We start from the raw sequence: 18309 nt of genomic DNA, 5'->3' as shown, positions 1-18309 counted from the left end.
GCCATCTTGTGGATCCGGAGCCTCCGAACCGCCTGAAGATCTGAACTCCGTACAGGCCCTAGGGGATGGCGGCGATCTGCCACGCGCCGGTGCGTTCATCGCGCTTCCAGGCGATGCCGTACCGCTGGGCGAGCACGCGTCGCAGGCGGGCCTTCAGTAGCGCGTCGGCGGCCTGGGCGTGCCGGTGGATGTCGCGGCCGCCGGCGCCGATGGCCGACCACTTACCGTCCTTGCCCTTGACCATGTCGGCGATCGTCACGTGGGCGTGCAGATGTGGGTCCGGGCGGCCTCGCCGACGGGGCGGGCGGTGCGGTGCCACATCACCCACCCGAGCCCGCGCTCCAGCCTCTTGGCGCGCTTGGCCATCGCGGGGCGGGCGGCGAGCATCGCCGCGACGCTGGTGCCGCGTTCGGTGGCGACCTTCTCAAGGGCCTGCCATAACGGTGCGGCCGCCAGCTTGGCTCGCGGGTCGACCGCGTACTTGGCGGCCACCAGTACCTCGCCGCTGCTGGGGTCCGTCGTCTGCGCGCTCGTGCGCGTGCCCCTCGGCAGGGTGGTTCAGGCCGCAGCCAGCGCCCTCCTGGAGCCGGTACTCCACCTGCTCCATGGAGGGGCCGATCACGCTGACCCATGCCACCCCGCGTGCTCCTCCCTGTCCGTTCCGACCAAACCTTGCAGCCCTAAGCATGCTGACCTGCGGGTTGCAAAGTAGGAGCGAACAGCGACCGCCGATCTTGTTCGGACCTACTTTGCGCTTTCAGGGGGACAGCCCGTCGACCGAGTGTCCGCTCCCCGCATACTCCGTGCCGCAGGCCGTTACTTCACGACCCGGAACCGCAGGTGCGTGACCGCGTCAGAGGCGATCACCTGCGTGCGCGTCAACTCGATGTGGCCAAGGTCTTCCAGCAGCCGGCTCCCAGAGCCCAGCACGACCGGCACCAGGTTGATCAGCAACTCATCCAGCAGCCCGCCGCGCAGGAACTGCCGTCCAGTCTGGGCACCCATCACGATCACGTCCTTGTCGCCGGCCGCGTCCTGCGCGGCCTTCAGGGCAGCCTCGATGCTGTCGGTGACGAAGGTGAACGACGCGCTCTTCATGACGAGTTCGTCGCGCGTCTGATGGGTGAGCACGAAGGTCGGTGCCGGATAGGGGGTGTCCTGCCAGTGCGGCAGGCCGACGTCGAACGTGCGCTTGCCGACCACGACCGCGCCGACCGAAGCGGACATCGTAGCGAGGACCTCCTTGTCGCGCGGGTCGGGCTGGTCGGTGAACATCCACTCGTGCAGTCGCATGCCGCCCTTGCCCATGGGATGCTCCGCACCGATGTCTGGACCGGCGACGAAGCCGTCCAACGACATGCTCTTGTACAGCACCACGGCACCCATTGAGACCTCCTGAACGTTGTCCTTAGGAGTTAGACCACCCGGCCTCCAAAAACTCATCGGCACAGAGTGGAAGCGGACTCCGCAAGGTAAGTCCGAAATCCGCAAAGTTCATCCGGACGGGACACTCCCGCCCGGGTTCTCCGGCGGTCCGCAGGACCGCTGTATCGCAGATACCTTGGTCCAGAACGCGCTTTTGATCTTGACGCTAGTGTGAGAGGAGGGGGCAAGAAGGACAACAGGCGGTGGGGCTGTTACCGCGCGGTGTTGAACGACAAGTACTTGTCGTCGGCGAGCTCGCCGGTTGTTGAGCGCGGAGAGAATGTCAGTGATCCGGCGGGGGTGACGCGGATCTAATGTCAGTGACTGCCGGTGTCGTCCGTGTCGTTGGGCCAGAGGCTGCCGTCAGCTTCGGTGTACCACGGTTCCTGGAGGTGTGGCCGGCGCCAGCAGGGTGGTGCGGCGAAGGGGTCGTCGGGGTCGCCCAGGTGGTCGCCGTGGGTCAGGCGCAGGCTGTATTGGACGTCGGCGGAGGCCTCCGCCTTTGGTGGGGACGCCCTTGTCGCGGATGAGACCGCGCAGGCGTAGCTCGCGTTCGAGGTCGAGGTGCTGGGCACGGAAGGTTGCGTATTCGGGAGAGCGGCCGCACCAGATGACCGATAGCAGCAGGGTGGCCTCGGTTTCGTCGAGCGGCTGGTGGTAGTCGGCAGCAGGACCCAGCCCAGGGCCCGGCGGTGGCCCGTCAACAGCAGGATGCCGATCACCAGTCCTGAGACGATGTCGCGGATGTCCTTGAGGACCAGGAAGCCTCACCGTCGCCGGAGGGCCAGCCCGGCAGGCCGAAGTTCGGCGCGGACGTCTCGGGGGTCAGAACGTAGGACACGCCGATGTAGAGGATGAACAGGGCACCGGCGGTGGCCAGGACTGTGTTGATGTTCTTCAGCGACATTGTCCTGCTCCTTGTGAGGTTCGGGTTCGTGTGAGAGTCGGTGCGGTCAGCCGTGGACGCGGCGGATGCGGTGGGCGTAGCGGGGTCGGCCGATGCCGATGACGTGCCAGATGTCGCTCGCCAGCTCAGGCAGGGGCGGTACTCGTTCGATCGTTGGTGAGTGTCCGGGCCGGGGTGTCGGGGTTTTGTCGGATCAGGACGATGCCGTACGCAACGATCCAGACGACCCACATCAGCCAGCCAACGAGGCCGAGAAGCCCCAGGAGACCGCCGTTGTCGATGACCCAGTGGGCGAAGGTGGCCGAGGCGAACTGCAGCGCTGCGGCAAGCAGCCCCAGGGCACCGTGCCAGGGCCGGATCAGGCCGGTGCGCAGGCCGCCGACGGACAGGCCGAGGAGGGCGAGCGCCAGAAAGGCTCCGTTGAGGGTGAACACCGCATCATGCAACGCCCAGAGGCCCGTGGTCGCGGAGCGGTCGTGCGGGGCGGTCGAGGTGAGGGCGAGGCGGGCAGCGACGACCCCAGCGAAGGTGGCGTTCTGAAGGGCCAGACCGGCGAGTCCGAGCAGCGACCACGCCTCGCCTCGTTCGCGCTCGGAGTGCCACAGTGCGGCGAGCGCGCCGGCGCCGAAGAAGGTGGCCAGGATCCAGGCGGCGGGCGTGAGTGCGGATCCGACGCCGACGGCGAGGCCCTCGGTGGCGAAGAACGCGGTGACCTCGCCGATTTCGGCGCCGGTGAGCGGCATGCCGGCGGGCACCATGATCACGTTGGCGAGGACGATCATGGCGGCGAAGCCGATGGCGGCCATGCCGCCGATCCGGGAGAAGCCCATGGTGGTCGACTTGGATTTAAATGTCATATATTGATTATAAGGCGCGTAAACCTGGAGAGGGCAAGGGGCAAGGAATGGACGCAGAGCAGGGCCGACGTCGCTATGACTCGCTGCGCCGGACGACGCAGGCGCTGGAGACCCGAGCCGAGATCGCCCGCGCCGCCCGCCAGCTCTTCGAGTCTCGGGGCTGGGCGGACACGACCGTGCGCGAGGTGGCGCGCGAAGCCGGGGTCTCCGTGCCCACGGTCTACGCGACATACGGGAACAAGACCGGGCTGACCCGCGCCGTGGCCGATTCGGCCGACCTGTCCGCCGACGCGCCGCAGATGCTCGCGGAACTGGAGGCCGCGGCGGCGGACCCCGAGCGCCAGCTCGCGGCGATGGCCGCCTACGACCGGCGGCTGTTCGAGCGCGCGGGCGACGTCATCCTGCTGGTCCGCGAAGCGGGCCGCAGCGAACCCGAGCTCGCCACGGTCTACGGCGACGGCCGCAAACGGGGCGACGAAACCCGGGTTCAGGTCTTCTCGTCCTGGCCGTCCGGCACCCTTCGAACCGGCCTGGACCTACAGACTGCCGTCGACGTCTACGCGGCCATCTGCAACATCGACGTCTACACCACCCTCACCACCGAACGCGGCTGGACCCCCGACCGCATTGAGGAGTGGTGGGGGCAGGCACTGGTCCGCGAACTCCTGAGCCAGACGCGACGAGCATGACCCGGGGATCGTCCGCGCTGAACGGGGCCGACGAAGCACTCTGCAGATCCGCTCTTTTCGGCGCTGGTCACCTCTCATCCGCTGGCTGCGAGGGTGTTCCGTTTGGGGAACCTTCACCGAGACGCTCCCGCAATTCCACTCGCGAAGACCCGACTGCGGAAACGCCGTCTCAGATAGGTGGTCCGCGAAACTGTCCGATGAAGGGGGCTTAAACGGTACGATCGGCGGGTGGGAGAACTGATTGGCTACGCCCGCTGCTCGACCGTTCTGCAAGACCTCACCGCTCAACGCGAGATCCTCCTCGAACTCGGCGTCCCGGAGGACCGGATCTATCTCGATAAGGGACTCACTGGCACTAACCGGGCCCGGCCCGGCCTCGACCAGGCCCTGGCGGCCGTGCGGGCCGGCGACACTCTGGTGGTGCCCAAACTCGACCGACTGGCCCGCTCGGTGCCCGATGCCCGTGACATCGGCGACACTCTCGTCGCCCGGGGCGTCCGCTTGTCGCTGGGCGGCAGCATCTACGACCCGGCCGACCCGATGTCGAAGATGTTCTTCAACATGCTGGCGGTGTTCGCTGAGTTCGAGGCCGACCTGCTGAAGATGCGCACCCGCGAAGGCATGGCCGTCGCTCGTTCCAAGGGCAAGCTCAAGGGCAAGCAGCCCAAGCTGACCGCGCGGCAGCAGGCCGAGTTGGTCCGGATGCGCGCCAGCGGCGAGTACTCCATCGCCGACCTGATGGAGATGTTCTCCGTTGGCCGGGCGACGGTCTACCGGGTCCTGGAACGCGCTGGCCATGACCGGGTGGGCGGAGCGGCATGAGGCGCCACGAAACAAGGCTCGATCGGGACATGGCCGCGCTGCTGGCGGCCAGGGCGTTCACCGAGATCCGTCACCTGGCCGGGGAGGTCCGGCGCAGCAACTCGGAAGACAGCTCGATTGAGGAGGATCTGGAGCGCATCAGGTTCCTGGCCGACCTGTGCCTCCCGGGGGTCGCCCGGCCAAGTCCCTGGAGGCCGTCGCGAAGGGGAACCTCTGGGACCAGCTGGGAGCAGGCGATGGCCAAACGGCCGATGGGCTGGACCTGGCACACCACCGGCCCAGAAGGGCACGCATGGACGCTGAGCCACATCGAACCGGAACGACGGAACTGGACGCCGCCACCGCCACTACCGGATCGCCGTAAGGGCCCGCCGCCGATGACGCTGCGGCAGCGGGCCGGCGTTCTCCTGGGGCGCTGGCCCGTCAAAGCCCCGATCGGACGGCAACCGCTGCCCACCGAAGCACACGTTCTCAAAGCCCTCGATACCGACGCCGTCTGCGCCCTTTACGAAAAGGCCGGACGGCCCCGGCTCGGTCTCGGCAAAGGCGTACCGTGGCTCCGGACCCACCTGGCCCCTGACGGTGTCCACTACCTGGTGCCAGATCCGGCGAGCTACTACTGGCCCGGCAACTCAGACGGTCGCGGCGGCAAGATCCGCTGGTGGCAGTGCACGGCACTGCTGCGGATGTACGACGGCGAACAGGTCAGCAGCATGCTCGCCGTACTCCCCGAGACCTTCAGCGCATTGCCGTCGACCCTGCCCCGCAAAGAGCAACTTCGACTGGTTCACCGCGCTCGTTCCACCGAACGCGACACCGGCCTCTGGGGCCGAGATCACAAGGCCGAGTGCAGCCCGCAAAGCTGCGGCTACACCCCCGAGCTCAACACCGAGACCGGAGACCGCTGACACCCCGCCCGATGTTCCTCGAGCCCAAGACGCCAGGGCAGCCCACCAACGACATAACTCCCTTCACCACCACCTGATCGGACCCCATGAGGCAAGAACCAGACCCAGCCGATCTCTACCCGGAAGTGGCCGCCTACAGCAGCCTCGCCGCGGCGCTCCAAGCCACAGCAGCCGATCAAGGCCTGTCCCTTCCCATGACCGCCACTGCATCCGATCCACTGCGTCATGCCACGTTCACCAGCGTCATCCCGCACCGCCACGGGTCGTACGTCACGGCGTGGCATTTCGAACGGAGTTGGACCATCTGGGGCTCGTCCAACAACAGGCTCATGATCTGCGGCGCCACCAAGGATCTGCGTGAGCTTCCCAAAGTGATCCTTGGTTGGGTGGACGGCGCCAGCCTCGACGAGATCGCCGAAGCCGCTCCCTTCAAGGTCGTGACCGGACGTTTCGAGGTGCCCGACAACAACCCTGCCGCCGTCATCGCATCGGAATGGCAGTGGCTTCTCAAGGATGCCCGCGAGGCAGACTGGCCCCAATATCAGGCGCTCATCGAGGCTGCCCACGCCGAACCGAAGCTACGCCGCCTCTACCCCTTCACCAGCCACTGGGCACTCAGCTTCTCCACCACGCCCGACTACCCGTTCTCCCTGAGCTTCATCTCGATCGACTCCCCCCGAGGAACTGGCGGCTACACCATCAGGGAATGGTGGAACGGCCCGACTCTGACCGAGGTCTCCACGCCCGCCGAAGCGGTCTCCATCGCCGTAGCCCGTATCCCAGCCGAACTATTGCAGACGTCTTCTGACATCAGTGCAGAGGACTCCTGAAATCGACAGCCGGCCTGCTGAAGATCCGCACCCGTGAGGGCATGGCGATCGCCCGCTTGGCCATGAACGCGGGAACGAGCACCAGTTCGTCACGGGTTTGAGCACCACCGACTGATCGTTGGGGTGCGCCGTGGTCACGAGTTTGGGCACCACTTCTGGATCTTGCTGTGGCTGGCGTGGGCTCGTAGGGTCGTCTCGCGATGGTTGATGAAGGTGACCCGAAAGACGTCGTTGAGATCTTGCGGTCCTTCGAGCTGGGGCAGGTCTGCAGGGGCGTGGTGAGCTCGCGCCTTGCTCGCTCAGCCCGACGCCACCGTCGCCTCCATCGCCCGGCTGGTGGGTGTCAGCCGCTCCACCATCTATAAGGGGTCCCGGTAGTCCTGACGAAACTTTCGTCGGATATGCCCTTGACCTGCGACTATGCGGGGACTCTGTGACTTGGGTATGAGATCGCTTGCGGTGGGGCCATGAGCGAGGGCACGCCGGAGTTGCTGCCGTCGTGAGGTCGCGAGGTCACCCGGCGGTGTGGAGGTCGGCGAAGTCGGCGCGGGCCTGGACGACGGCTTCGGGGTAGGCCTGGGCCTTCTCGTGCTCGGCGAGCGCCCGGTAGATGCTGGCCAGGCCGGGGTTGTGACCTTTGCGCTTGCCGGTTGCGATGATCAGGTCGGGGCGGATCTGTTCGACGGATTCGCCGCCTGCCCGGCGGCGGAGCACGGTGTGCAGCATGTCGTCGGTGATGACGGGTGGCCGGCCGCCGTGCTTGCCCTTGCGGGCGGCGGCGTCGAGTCCTTCCAGGGTGGCTTCGCGGATGGCTTCGCGCTCGGTTTCGGCCATGGCGGCGAAGAAGCCGAAGAGCATGCGGCCGGGCCCGGTGGGGTCGTAGATGCCGGGCAGCGGGCCGGCCAGCATCTCCAGGATCAGGCCGTGGGCGCTCAGGTGGTCGGCCAGGGCGGTGAGCTCGGCGGCGTCGCGGCCCAGCCGCTTCATCTCGTACACGGTCAACAGCACGCGACAGTGCGGGGCATGGGCCTTGATCTCGCGCGCCAGGGTGAGGGCGGCCTCGAACTGGGGGCGGACTCGGATGCGGGTGCTGATCTTCTCGGAGAAGATCTTGTCGCGGCCGATGCCGTGCGCGGCCAGGGCGTCGAGTTGCGACTGCAGTTCCTGGGTGAGGTGGGAGCACCTGGCGTAGCCGATGCGGATGTCGGCGCCCGGGGCGCCGGTCTCGGGCGCGGCCGGCGGCGGGGTGCCGGGCCGCCAGGGCTGGCCGGGGCCCCGGTCGGCCGGGGTCGGCACCCGCAGCAGCTTGGCGAGCCGGGCGACCTTCTTGAACCGGCCGGTGTGGTAGATCCCGGCAACGGCGCCTGAGCGAGATCGGCACGGCGAGCCGGGCTGGGCCAGGCAGCGCGGGCAGGTGTGGCGCTCGACGGCGTCGGCGGCGTCGGCGCGGGAGGGGGTATGAGGGCCCGTCATGCCCGGAAGTCTCTCATAAACATTTCCCGGAACAGGGGTCGGCGTCGATTGAGTGAGAACGAGTTGCGGGAACGGATCAGGCGGCCGGGCCGCCCACGGCGACCCTTTTCGATCTTCCTCCCGGAAATGGTCGTTTATGAGGAGACGATCGTCGGTCACTGTGGCGGGCACGGCGGCTTGGTGGCCTGGACGATCGCTGAGAAGCCTGCGGCGAGCAGCAGGTGGCGGTGTCGGGTCCTGCGCGACGGCCGGCCCCGCTCGAAACGTGGGGTCGCCTCGCCATAGTGGCCGACATGGTTGTAGCCGATATCCCATTGCAGGGGTACCGGCTACGAGGGCGTCTTCTACTGGGGAACCGCCGGCTGGTAGGTCAGGTGGACGACGCCGGTCTTGAAGACCTCAGAGTCGGCCAGGCGTAGTGACTTGTTCAAGCCGTCTTCCTCGAAAAGGCGCCGGCCGTGGCCGAGAACCACCGGGTGAACCAGCAGTTGGAGTTCGTCCAGGACGTCGTCATGCAGCAGTGAGCGGACCAGGGTGGGGCTGCCGGAGATGGTGATGTTGCGGCCGGGCTGCTGCTTGAGCTTGGTGAGCTCGTCGGCGACGGTGCCGCTGATCAGGGTGCTGTTCTGCCATGCCACGGTGTTCAGGGTGGTGGAGGCGACCAGTTTGGGCATCGTGTTGATACGGTCCGCGAGCGGTACTTCGCTGCCGCGCCCTGGCCAGGAGTCGGCGAATACCTGGTAGGTGGTCCGGCCCAGAAGCAGGATGTCGGACTGGTGGAACTGCTCGGCGACCACTTCGGCCATCCGCTCGTCGTAGTAGGGGAAGTGCCAGTCCTCAGGGGCTTGCATGACACCGTCGACGGACACGAACAACTGCGCGACGATCTTCCTCATCGGTTCGCTCCGAAGAAATCGGTGACGGCGGGGGCGATGGCCGCCGCGTCGACGTTGTGGGGTTGGCCGTGCAGCGTGGTGCGGTGGGCGTCGGGCAGGGCATCGGCGATCGCCTCGGCCGCGGCGGTGATCCACGGGGTGGTCGCGCCGTCTATGACGACGGCGGGGATGGTGATTGACTTCAGCGTCTCGGAGGGCAGGGCGAAGTTTGCGGCGACGTCGGCGTCGTAGGCCAGGCAGCTCGCCCCGGCCGCCATCGCCTCCCAGAACGGAGCGGCCTTCATGCCTTCGACGAACTCGGCGGGCATGAGCACGGCCTTGAGCATGAAGAGTTCCATCATGTCGCCGAAGCGGCCTTGGGCGCGTAGGGCGTGTTGCTGGTCGCGGTAGTCGGCGGGGACGGGCTCGCGGGTACCGGGCAGGATGTAAGGGACCTCCCATAGGGCCAGCTTGGTGATGGGCAGGCCGCGGGCGGCGGCCTGGATCGCGATCATTCCGCCGCCGGAGGTGCCGTAGACCATCGCGGACCCGCCGGCCTCGGTGATCAGGGCCTGGAGGTCGTCGAACTCGCGGTCGACCGAGTACGGAGCGGTGTCTACGGTCTCACCGCGGCCGCGCCGGTCGTAGCTGTAGACGGTGAAGTGTTCGGCCAGCAGTGCGGCCAGCGGCGACTCGGCGCTCCGATCGACCGGCCCTCCGCCGATCACGATGACCGCCGGGCCTGAACCGATGCTGTCGTAGGCGATGTGAGTGCCGTCCTGGGAGGTGACGAAGGTCATGATGATCTCTTCCGATTCGTTTGGCAGTGCTGGACGATTGACGTGCGACGGGCGGGTGGGACTGGGCCGGTTAGCGGATGTTCCCAGCGGCCAGCGTGGAGACGGATTTGTCGATGCGCCGCTGGCGGGTGGCGTCGGTCTTGGCACCCTCGATCGAAAGGACGTGGGCGCGGCGGTTGCTGTAGGACAGCCGGTCGAAGGTGTTCCTGGCTTCCGGTTCGCGGTCGAGGGCCGCTGCGAAGTCAGCCGGAACGGTGACCTCGCGCGGTTCGGTGTCGACCTGCAGGTCGATCTCGATGGTGTCGCCGGCCGCCACGCCGGTCTGCTTCCGGACGTCGGCGTTCAGGCCGAGCATGTACGTGCCGTTCATCGGTGCCACCGAGTTGCGGAAGGTATGGCCGGCGATGGTGACGCGGACTTTCGGTCGCCGGCCGGAGCCGAGGGCTTCGATGATCTCGGCCGGCACTTCGATCCCGGTGGCGATCTTGCCGTTGCTCAGGACGATGGTCTGGAATCTCATGACCTAGGCCGCCTGTCGCATCAGGTGGACGCAGGTGGCGCTGATCCAGGCCCAGCCGAGCACCACGGCCGCGGTGAAGGCGAGGTTGATGACGGCGTTCCCGGGGCCGGAGGCGATCCCGGCGAAGGCGGCGAAGAAGACGATCCCGGTGGCCCCGCTGTAGATCGCCCAGCCGCGGCGGCCGAGGGCGGCGTAGGCGCGGGCGAACACCAGGCAGGCGCCGATCAACCCCAGAAAGCCGATCCCGCCGCCGACGAAGTGCAGCAGACCGTGCCAGCTGACCGGTCCGGGCCCGTCGGGCGTTCCGACCGGGAAGCCAAAAGCCGGGTCGGCACGGAAGATCCCGCCGCAGATCAAGCCCGTGCCGTACAGAGCGACCAGACGCGGCCCCCAGACGCGGCCCCTGCCAGCCCGCACCGCCCGCCGCATTCCGACCGCGGCGGCGACGGTCATCAGACCGGCCAGGATGAGGTTGGCGATCTGGATCCAGCCGGGGCCGCCGTTGGCCAGCAGGCTGGCCGGGTGCCGGGTGAGGTCGAACCCGTCGCGGGTCAGTGCCTGCACGCCGGTCACGACCACATACAGCGGACCTGCGACCACCCCCCAGCCCAGCAGGGACTTGGTGATCCGGGCCTGAGGCGAACAGTCGGTACGGCGGGCGGTTGCTGTGATGGCGGTCATCTCGGGGTTCCTTCCGTCTGTCTGGCTGATGTCCACAGCTTGTCGGCGGAGGCTTCAGAACGGCTTCAGAACTACTTCCGGTGACCTTGAACCACTAGCCTGAGGCATGCGATTCGGCGTGCTTGGTCCGCTTGCCGTCTGGACAGATGACGGTGCACTGGTTCGGGTTCCCGACACGAAGGTCCGCGCCCTGCTGGCCGACCTGCTCCTGGCAGAGGGCCACCCGGTGTCGATCAGCGCCCTGATCGACGATCTGTGGGGCGATGACCTTCCGGTCAATCCCACCAGCACCCTGCAGACCCGCATCTCCCAGTTACGGCGGGCGCTGGAGGAGGCGGAGCCGGGAAGCCGGGACCTGGTGGTGACCCAGCCGCCGGGCTACATGCTGCGAGTAGCCGCCGATGCGGTGGATGTAGGCCGGTTCCGGGGACTGGCCCAGCGTGCGCGGACAGTCGCCGAGCCACGTACCCGCAGGTCGCTTCTCGCCGACGCGCTGGCGCTGTGGCGGGGCCCGGCCTTCGCCGACGTATCCGAGGCACCCTTCGCTCGCGCGGCCATCGACCGGCTCGAAGAGGAACGGATGGTCGTCATCGAGGAGCACGCCGAGGCCCGCCTGGAGATGGGTGAGCACCACCTGCTGTCAGCCGAGCTCGCCGAGGTCGTAGCCGGACATCCGTTACGGCAGCGCCTGCGCGCGGTCTACATGCGCGGGTTGTACCGGTCAGGACGGCACAGCCAGGCGCTGGACACCTACCGTGACCTCCGCACCCGCCTGGCCGACGAGCTGGGCCTGGACCCCGCCGCCGACCTCGTCAGCCTCCACCAGGCGATTCTCAGCCAGGATCCCGCGCTGGCCGCAGTACCGGCCGAAGCGTCGGCTCGGACGAATCTGCCCGCCGCCATGACCGAGTTGATCGGCCGGGCCACGGCAGTGGAACGTGTTCGGGCCCGGCTGCGCAGCGGCAGGCTCGTGACGCTCACCGGGCCGGGTGGCGTGGGCAAGACCAGCCTGGCCCTGGAGGTCGCCCGGGATCTGGACGACGCTTATCTGGTGGAGCTGGCCGCCCTCGACGCCTCCGCCGGTGAGCAGGACCTCCTCCAGGCGATCCGGAACCTCACCCAGCCCGACGGGGAGCGCGTGCTGGTCCTGGACAACTGCGAGCACGTGGTGGAGCAGGTCGCCGCGGTGGCCGACAAGCTGCTGGGGACCGCTCCGCATCTGCGGATCCTGGCCACCAGCCGCGAACCCCTTGGCATCCTCGGCGAGCAGGTGTGGCCGGTCCCGCCGCTCGGCCTGCCGTCCTCGGCCACCGACTCCGGCGCCGTGGCGCGATCCAGCGCCATCCAGCTGTTCGTGGCCAGGGCCACCGCTGCCAAGCCCGACTTCCAGCTCACTCCCGCCAACACCCCGGCCGTGGTGGAGATCTGCCGCAGACTAGACGGCCTGCCCCTCGCGCTCGAACTGGCGGCGACCCGCGTCCGCGCCCTGGAGATCCACGATCTCGCCACGCGTCTCGACGATCGTTTCCGGGTGCTCGCCACCGGCCGTCGCGGCGCGCCGGACCGGCAGCGGACGTTGCAGGCCATGATCGAATGGAGCTGGGACCTGCTCACCGAGCCAGAACGGACCGTGCTGCGCCGACTGGCCATCCACCCCGACGCGTGGAGCCTGCAGGCGGCGGAGGCGATCTGCCCTGGTGACGTCGCCGACCTGCTCACCCGCCTCGTCGATCGTTCCCTGGTCTCGCCGCTGACCGGGACGACCGGCTCGCGGTACCGGCTCCTGGAAACCGTACGGGCCTTCTGCCTGGACCGCCTGCGCGACTCGGGCGAGTTCGAGGAGACCCGCAGGCAGTACGTCGCCTATTACGAGGAACTGACCGACCGTAACGAGCCACGGCTTTTTGGGCACGGCGGCCTGCTCATCCAGGCCAGCGACCTCTACCGTGAGCCGCGCCCGGCGACGGGCACCCCGGATGGCGGGGCGCATGGCGGAACGAAGGCCACCGCCACCTCGGCCGACGGAACGATTATTGCCGTCGAGCGATGGGGCCAAGGCCCGCCACTCATCCTGGTCGGCGGCGCACTGAACGAGCGGACGGACTTCACCTCGCTGGCCGTACGGCTGGCGCCGCGGTTCACCGTGATCACCTATGATCGCCGCGGCCGCGGCGGGAGCGGGGACACCCAGCCGTACACGGTCGTCCGGGAGATCGAGGACCTGACAGCCGTTCTCGGCCAGGCCGGCGGGGCCGCGTTCGCCCTCGGCGTCTCCTCAGGTGCCGTCCTTGTCGCCGACTCGGCTGCGCGCGGCGTGCCGATCACCGGACTGGTCTTGATCGAGCCGCCCTTCATCATCGACGGCACCCGCACAGCCATACCCCTGGACTTCACCGCACAGCTCGACAAGCTCGTGCGGGCAGATCGCCGAGGCGACGCGGTCGAACTCTTCCTGACCACCGCTGTGGAGACGCCGGCCGAGGTCATCGCTGCGATGCGCTCGGCTCCCCAGTGGCGAAGCCTCGAAGCCATGGCCCACACCCTGGCCTATGACATGACTGTGATGGGCGACTACTCCCTGCCCGTGCACTGGAGGGCCACCATCACCGTCCCCACCTTGGTCATCGACGGCACGCACAGTGCCGCCTGGCGACGGGACGCCGCACAAACAGTCACCGACCTACTGCCTCACGGGCGGCGCCACAGCGTGGACGCACCACACGACATGGCACCCGACGTCCTGGCGCCACTGCTGGAGCAGTTCCTCCTCTGAGACCCCGCCCACGACCGGATCGCCTGGCGGACGCGCCGGCCATGACACCCACCGCGCCGCACACGCCGACACCGACCTGCTCAACGCCATCACGGCAGGCAACAGCCCGATCGAATCGTTCGTCCCGATCTCCCTCGACCTGCCCACCCTCAACGTGGAAACCTCCGACGGTTCCAGCCCGACATCGCAGTCTTCGCCACAGCCAACCGACTCGCCGACCGACAGGGACATGGGTCGAGACACTTGGTCTATGAAGGACCTACGTGGGCGGTCGCTGACCAGGCCGCCCACGCCCGAGACCGGTTCGACCTCGACATGCCTTCCGGACCCCGGCCCGCGCCCCTTACCCCGAATCGGTAACGCGGTGGCCTCGGGCCAGTCCCGGCTGCTCACAGGCCCAGCTCCCGTAGCTGGGCGGGGCGCAACGGCCGCCAGCCGTCACTCAGCTTGGCCAACTCCGCCTCGACGTCGACGTGGATCGCCCCGAAGAAGTTGATATTGTCGCTGTGCCCGGGCGAAATATGAGCAAGCACCTCGTCGGGGACGTCGCGGCCCTGGGCGCGCAGGTCGAGGACCGCCTTGGAATAATATTCTGTGGTCCAGGTCACCACACAATTGGTCAACACGGTCAAACACCACGCCTGCTCGGTCTGCTGCGACAGGTGCGGCTTGGTGACCATGCCCTGCTGGGCGTAGTGCAGGTCACGGCGCAGCGCATGCAGGCTCTCGCCCTTGTTGAGCTGGCGGGTGATCTTCCTGCGATACGCCGGATCCGACAAATACTTCGCGGTGTGCACGGTACGGCGCAGCATCCCCCACTCCTTCAGCGCGGTGGCCAGGGTGTTCTGCCGTGAAGCCGCCGACCACTTGCCGACGATCAACGACGCGGTGGCCTGCCCGAACTTCAGCGACCCGGCCATCCGCAGCAGATCCGGCCAGCACTCGGCCACCAGAGCCTCGTTCCACCGGGCGCCCAGCAGCGGCCCCGCGTGCGGGTAGAGTTTGCCGATCTCGGTCGGGGTGTCGTCACGCACCAAGGTGACCCGGGTCAGATCCCGCATCCGCGGCGTCAACGCCTTCCCCACCAAATCGAACAGGGCAAAATTAATGAGCGTGGCACCGTGCGTATCGGTCGCGTGTTCGACGATCGGCAGATCGGTGGCGTTGCCGAGGAACTCATCCAGCGCGAAGTGTCCTTCCCGCGCCGTCGGCACGATGATCTTCGTACCGTAGGTCGACCACTGATCGGAGACATGGGTGTAGGTGGACAACACCTGCCCGCCGTGGATGGTCATGGTCCGCCCGGTCACGCTCTTGCCGCGCACCGGAAAGCGCTGCCCGTCGGAGGAGGACATGGTGCCGCCGCCGAACACCTTGGCCAACGCCAGCCCGTAGTGATGATCCACGACGCAGGTGTTGGCCTCGCGCAACGTCTCCTCCCGCACATACCACTCCATCGTCCAGGCGAGGGTGTCGTAGGAGATGCCGCTGGCCTCGCTCATCTTGGCCAACCCCAGATTCGTGGCCTGGCTGATCAGCACCGCGAGGATGTTGCGCTTAAGCTCGGGCGAGCCGGCCAGCTTCTTGCCCCCGGCGTGGGTGAAGCAGTCCAGGAACTTCGTCCGCGCGTCGAGTTCGATGAGCAGTGAGGCGATCGGCGCGAACGGCAACATGCCCGCCAGCTCGTCTTTCAGCTCCTTGGCCTCGGCCGGGATGTCCTCGGCGCCTTGCCGGCCGACATTGCTCGGGCGTGTACAGGTAGGTAGCCGGGTCGGCGTAGCGGCGCGATCCCGGCACGAACACATTCCCGCTGCGTAACCCGTGGCCCGCCGCCCGTAGCCCCGCAACGCCCCCGGAGCCAAGCCCAGCGCTTCGGCCAGCCGGGCCACCTCGCCGCGTTCCGCACCGCCCTGGCGCGCGGCATCCTCGAAGCCGAGGACGACCGGCGGTTCGGGTTCGGCCTCGCCTCAGCGGCGGCGGTCTGGACGGCGATCCGCTCCAACGGCCTGCGCCACCGGGATAAGCGCGAGCCCGGCGACGACTCCCGGACCCAGCTGGTGGCGGGCCTGGAGGCCGGGGCGCGCTCCGCGGACGCCTCCGGGGTCTTCCCCCACTTCGCCGGCTGGTGCCGGTCGACAGCCGAGGTGCTGCGCCAGCCGCTGGCCCGACACCGACGTCGACACTGAGGCAATTGCGCCCTACACCTGGAGGTTACGGCCCTAGCTAAGAGCACACCGGCTGAAACCTTCGGTGTCGGCAAACGACCTAATCGGTGACGGCGGCGGCTGCGGCTTGCTGGGCGTCGGTCTGGTCGGCGGCACGGATATGGCCGAACAGTCCGAAGCCGTCGATGTCGATCTCGCCGTCCGGGCCGTACAGGTGCCACTGGCCGTCGCTGCGCCCGTCGCCGGGCAGGTGGGGAGCCCGCGCATGGTGATCCAGGCGCGGGACTCCTGGCGGTGACTGGCAGGAGCCGCCTGACCCCATCCAACACCGGATAGCTCGCGGCTCCTGCTCGCGTCTCCGGAACAGGTCATGGCCCTACACCGACGGGACTTTGATGCTGTGGCCATACTCGACGTGGAAAGACTCCCCTGGTCCGTAGCCACCAAGATTCGTGAGGTCACAGGTACCCGTCAGATATTCGGCGACCTGCACTTGGGTGTGGTTTTCGACGCGTGCTCCCCCCTGGATCCAGACGGGGTAGCAGCCATGCGGGTCGTTGATGCCGATTCCGCCGATTATCAGAGTGCCAGGGACGGCCCACGCCGGGGCGAGCGGCGACAAGGCCATCAAGGCAGCGGCGGCTACGGCCGCAGGCACGGTGCGCATCATCGGTTCTCCCTGCACTGTGAACGATGCGGCTGGTGTGCCACACGCGACAACCTTCCAGCTATCGCAACGCGTCAGCCACTTACTGTTACGGCAGCGTGGTGTTTACCCCGTTATGACGGCGCCAGCCCAGACCCACAGGAACCGACCCGCACCGAGGTTACGGAGGCCGCCGCGACGTAAGCGGCCGGGATCGGCATACTCGCCCGCCGAGCCAAGCATTCGGCGTCCTCCTCCCGAAGGCGTCCCCAGCCGCCAACTAGCGCCGACAACCCAGAACCGAAGTGGCATAGCCGCAGGTCAGCGCATGGGTCATGTTCTCTGAGCGGATTCGGCCACATCTCAGCACCACCCTCCCGCCGCCGAAACCCCAGCCTCCGCGCCGTCCGGAACACGCCTCTGACCTGCAACGGTCGACCTACTTTGGGGCTGGGGACGCCTTCGGGAGGAGGACGCCTTTTAGGAGCGGGTGGGGATGGGGTCGGGCCTCAGGTGCGGCGAACGCGGCAGCACCGGAGGCCCGGTCGTCATGACGGGTCGACGTTGGCACAGCAGAGGTGCTCAGCGGGGGTGCGGCTGAGGATCAGGTCGGTGGCGTCCGCGCCGATCAAGCCCACGTCGGGATGCAGGAACCACGCCCGCGGCTGGCCGTCAGTGGTGATGGTGTCGAACCGGACCAGGACGGGCGTCCACCCGCCGCCGGCGGCGGCGGCGAGGTGGATGTACCAGCCGGGCTGGATGTCCAGCGCCGCGCGGTGAGTGCCGCTCACGCGCCCACCAGCTGTGGCTGGGCGGCGCCGAGCCCGAGATCGCTGGCCAGCTGTGGGCCGCGTGCCTGGGCGGCGTGCACAGCGGGCAGGTGACGCTGTTGGAAGCCGGACAGCGCGGCGGTCCACCGGCTCTGGGCTTAGGGAGTGCCGAGGGTTTGACGACCTACGCCGATCCGCGAAGGTTCGTGGATACCGCACTCGCGGACTGTTCTATCTAGAAGTTGCAGCGGCTCGGGGAGAGCCTTGAGAGTCGTGGGGGTAGGTGGCTACAGGCAGTCGTAATTCGATTACATACGGGAGGCACTATATGAGCAGTAACCAGCCCATTCCCAACGGCATCTACACGATCATGGGCCCCGGAGGCCAGCTCACCCACCAGGGCCCTGACGCACCCATCCTGCTGCTCCAGCGGGATGGCAACCCCACACAGAAGTGGGAGGTGAGCTCCGAATCGGACGCCTACACCCTGCGCAATGTCGTATCGGGCCTCTACCTGGGAAGCGACCGCGATCCCAACCAAGCTGACATGATGATCAGAGGATCCAAGCAGCCCTTCACCTGGCAAGTCTCCCAAGGTCCGGACGAAGAGCCAGACACTTACCTGCTCGCCTCAGCCGCCTCAAGCGACTCCTTCTTCCTGGCCCCGAGCCTCCTCCGTATCTGGCCCCCGCACGTCGCAATCCTTCCGTCCGGCGGGTACACCCCCGAGTGGCTCTTCAGCCGCGCATAAGCCAGAGCTCAACAGATGAGGCCTGGGCCCAGTTCGCCCAGGCCTCACGCACTCATACGCACGGCCCATCTGTGATCATCGGAGCCGGTGAACGTTGGTGGACACCACACTAGGCACCCGAAGTACGGCAGATGGTTGCGTCGGCGCACCTCTCGTACGTAGCCGATGACGTCGTAGGCGCCGCACAGCTGCACGCGATCGCCTACCCGGTAGAAGCGCGGCTTGGGGAACTTCACGGTCTGGTTCCTCTGGTTCCGAAGCGCGGCGCGTAACTGGCCCACCGTCCACCCGCCGCCGGTCCCAGGGGCCGCCGCCTCGACGGTCGCCGGCGCCTGCTTGAACGCCTCCGGGGGCAGGTTCGCGCCCGCCTCGCCCGGTCGGCGGTTGAGCCGGGTGGCCTCGCGGGTGTGCGACTCG

General features: G+C 67.8%; 21 protein-coding genes. 7 read left to right on the top strand and 14 right to left on the bottom strand.

All coding sequences use genetic code 11. The features are described from left to right. Positions 1–58 precede the first annotated feature (58 nt). The 5 genes from ACFSKW_RS45570 to ACFSKW_RS45550 form a co-directional block, all read right to left on the bottom strand. Positions 59–319, bottom strand: a complete 261-nt coding sequence (locus tag ACFSKW_RS45570) for a relaxase domain-containing protein (RefSeq protein ID WP_379580850.1) — start codon at positions 317–319, stop codon at positions 59–61. Further along, a complete protein-coding gene (locus ACFSKW_RS45565) occupies positions 256–492 on the bottom strand; it encodes a hypothetical protein (protein WP_379580849.1) in 237 nt (78 codons plus the stop codon). The genes ACFSKW_RS45570 and ACFSKW_RS45565 overlap by 64 nt, the downstream gene beginning before the upstream one ends. 324 nt (positions 493–816) lie before the next feature. Further along, positions 817–1386: a dihydrofolate reductase family protein gene (locus tag ACFSKW_RS45560; RefSeq protein WP_379580848.1), complete on the bottom strand. Its 570-nt coding sequence runs from the start codon at positions 1384–1386 to the stop codon at positions 817–819. Between the two features lie 757 nt (positions 1387–2143). Further along, entirely contained in the window at positions 2144–2332 is a 189-nt protein-coding gene (locus ACFSKW_RS45555; protein ID WP_379580847.1) for a hypothetical protein, read from the bottom strand. Between the two features lie 125 nt (positions 2333–2457). After that, positions 2458–3138, bottom strand: coding sequence for a hypothetical protein (locus tag ACFSKW_RS45550; protein WP_379580846.1), 681 nt, complete (start codon positions 3136–3138; stop codon positions 2458–2460). Between the two features lie 98 nt (positions 3139–3236). On the opposite strand from ACFSKW_RS45550, the gene ACFSKW_RS45545 reads away from it, so the two are divergent. The 5 genes from ACFSKW_RS45545 to ACFSKW_RS45525 all read left to right on the top strand — a co-directional run bounded on the left by ACFSKW_RS45545 (position 3237) and on the right by ACFSKW_RS45525 (position 6816). Beyond that, on the top strand, positions 3237–3878 hold the full coding sequence (locus ACFSKW_RS45545; RefSeq protein ID WP_379580845.1) for a TetR/AcrR family transcriptional regulator: 642 nt from the start codon (positions 3237–3239) through the stop codon (positions 3876–3878). Between the two features lie 228 nt (positions 3879–4106). After that, a complete protein-coding gene (locus ACFSKW_RS45540) occupies positions 4107–4700 on the top strand; it encodes a recombinase family protein (protein ID WP_379580844.1) in 594 nt (197 codons plus the stop codon). Positions 4701–4729: 29 nt separating this feature from the next. After that, a complete protein-coding gene (locus ACFSKW_RS45535; RefSeq protein ID WP_379580843.1) occupies positions 4730–5608 on the top strand; it encodes a hypothetical protein in 879 nt (292 codons plus the stop codon). An 86-nt stretch (positions 5609–5694) separates the two neighbouring features. Continuing rightward, on the top strand, positions 5695–6438 hold the full coding sequence (locus ACFSKW_RS45530; protein ID WP_379580842.1) for a DUF6193 family natural product biosynthesis protein: 744 nt from the start codon (positions 5695–5697) through the stop codon (positions 6436–6438). A 291-nt stretch (positions 6439–6729) separates the two neighbouring features. Next, entirely contained in the window at positions 6730–6816 is an 87-nt protein-coding gene (locus ACFSKW_RS45525; RefSeq protein ID WP_379580851.1) for a helix-turn-helix domain-containing protein, read from the top strand. Between the two features lie 135 nt (positions 6817–6951). On the opposite strand, the gene ACFSKW_RS45520 is transcribed toward ACFSKW_RS45525, so the two are convergent. From ACFSKW_RS45520 to ACFSKW_RS45500, 5 genes are all read right to left on the bottom strand, one after another. Further along, a complete protein-coding gene (locus ACFSKW_RS45520) occupies positions 6952–7911 on the bottom strand; it encodes a recombinase family protein (protein WP_379580841.1) in 960 nt (319 codons plus the stop codon). 344 nt (positions 7912–8255) lie between these two features. Next, positions 8256–8807, bottom strand: coding sequence for a dihydrofolate reductase family protein (locus tag ACFSKW_RS45515; RefSeq protein WP_379580840.1), 552 nt, complete (start codon positions 8805–8807; stop codon positions 8256–8258). Beyond that, entirely contained in the window at positions 8804–9586 is a 783-nt protein-coding gene (locus ACFSKW_RS45510; RefSeq protein ID WP_379580839.1) for an alpha/beta fold hydrolase, read from the bottom strand. The genes ACFSKW_RS45515 and ACFSKW_RS45510 overlap by 4 nt, the downstream gene beginning before the upstream one ends. 70 nt (positions 9587–9656) lie before the next feature. Then, complete coding sequence (locus ACFSKW_RS45505; protein WP_379580838.1) at positions 9657–10106, bottom strand: YdeI/OmpD-associated family protein; 450 nt, start codon at positions 10104–10106, stop codon at positions 9657–9659. 3 nt (positions 10107–10109) lie between these two features. Continuing rightward, a complete protein-coding gene (locus ACFSKW_RS45500) occupies positions 10110–10787 on the bottom strand; it encodes a DUF998 domain-containing protein (RefSeq protein ID WP_379580837.1) in 678 nt (225 codons plus the stop codon). 106 nt (positions 10788–10893) lie between these two features. Here ACFSKW_RS45500 and ACFSKW_RS45495 point away from each other — a divergent pair, with 106 nt between their 5' ends. Further along, the gene (locus ACFSKW_RS45495; protein ID WP_379580836.1) at positions 10894–13560 is read left to right on the top strand and encodes an alpha/beta fold hydrolase; all 2667 of its coding nucleotides are present in this window, start codon (positions 10894–10896) and stop codon (positions 13558–13560) included. A 389-nt stretch (positions 13561–13949) separates the two neighbouring features. On the opposite strand, the gene ACFSKW_RS45490 is transcribed toward ACFSKW_RS45495, so the two are convergent. The 4 genes from ACFSKW_RS45490 to ACFSKW_RS45475 form a co-directional block, all read right to left on the bottom strand. Next, complete coding sequence (locus ACFSKW_RS45490; RefSeq protein ID WP_379580835.1) at positions 13950–15449, bottom strand: transposase; 1500 nt, start codon at positions 15447–15449, stop codon at positions 13950–13952. Positions 15450–15825: 376 nt separating this feature from the next. Next, the gene (locus ACFSKW_RS45485) at positions 15826–16047 is read right to left on the bottom strand and encodes a hypothetical protein (protein WP_379580834.1); all 222 of its coding nucleotides are present in this window, start codon (positions 16045–16047) and stop codon (positions 15826–15828) included. Between the two features lie 54 nt (positions 16048–16101). Further along, entirely contained in the window at positions 16102–16395 is a 294-nt protein-coding gene (locus tag ACFSKW_RS45480) for a hypothetical protein (protein ID WP_379580833.1), read from the bottom strand. Between the two features lie 524 nt (positions 16396–16919). Continuing rightward, entirely contained in the window at positions 16920–17162 is a 243-nt protein-coding gene (locus ACFSKW_RS45475; RefSeq protein WP_379580832.1) for a hypothetical protein, read from the bottom strand. A gap of 307 nt (positions 17163–17469) precedes the next feature. Here ACFSKW_RS45475 and ACFSKW_RS45470 point away from each other — a divergent pair, with 307 nt between their 5' ends. Continuing rightward, a complete protein-coding gene (locus ACFSKW_RS45470; RefSeq protein ID WP_379580831.1) occupies positions 17470–17892 on the top strand; it encodes an RICIN domain-containing protein in 423 nt (140 codons plus the stop codon). Positions 17893–18309 lie beyond the last annotated feature (417 nt).

It is taken from the genome of Nonomuraea mangrovi, assembly GCF_042681425.1.
GTDB classification, from domain to species: domain Bacteria; phylum Actinomycetota; class Actinomycetes; order Streptosporangiales; family Streptosporangiaceae; genus Nonomuraea; species Nonomuraea mangrovi.
This window is presented reverse-complemented; position numbering and strand designations above follow the sequence as displayed.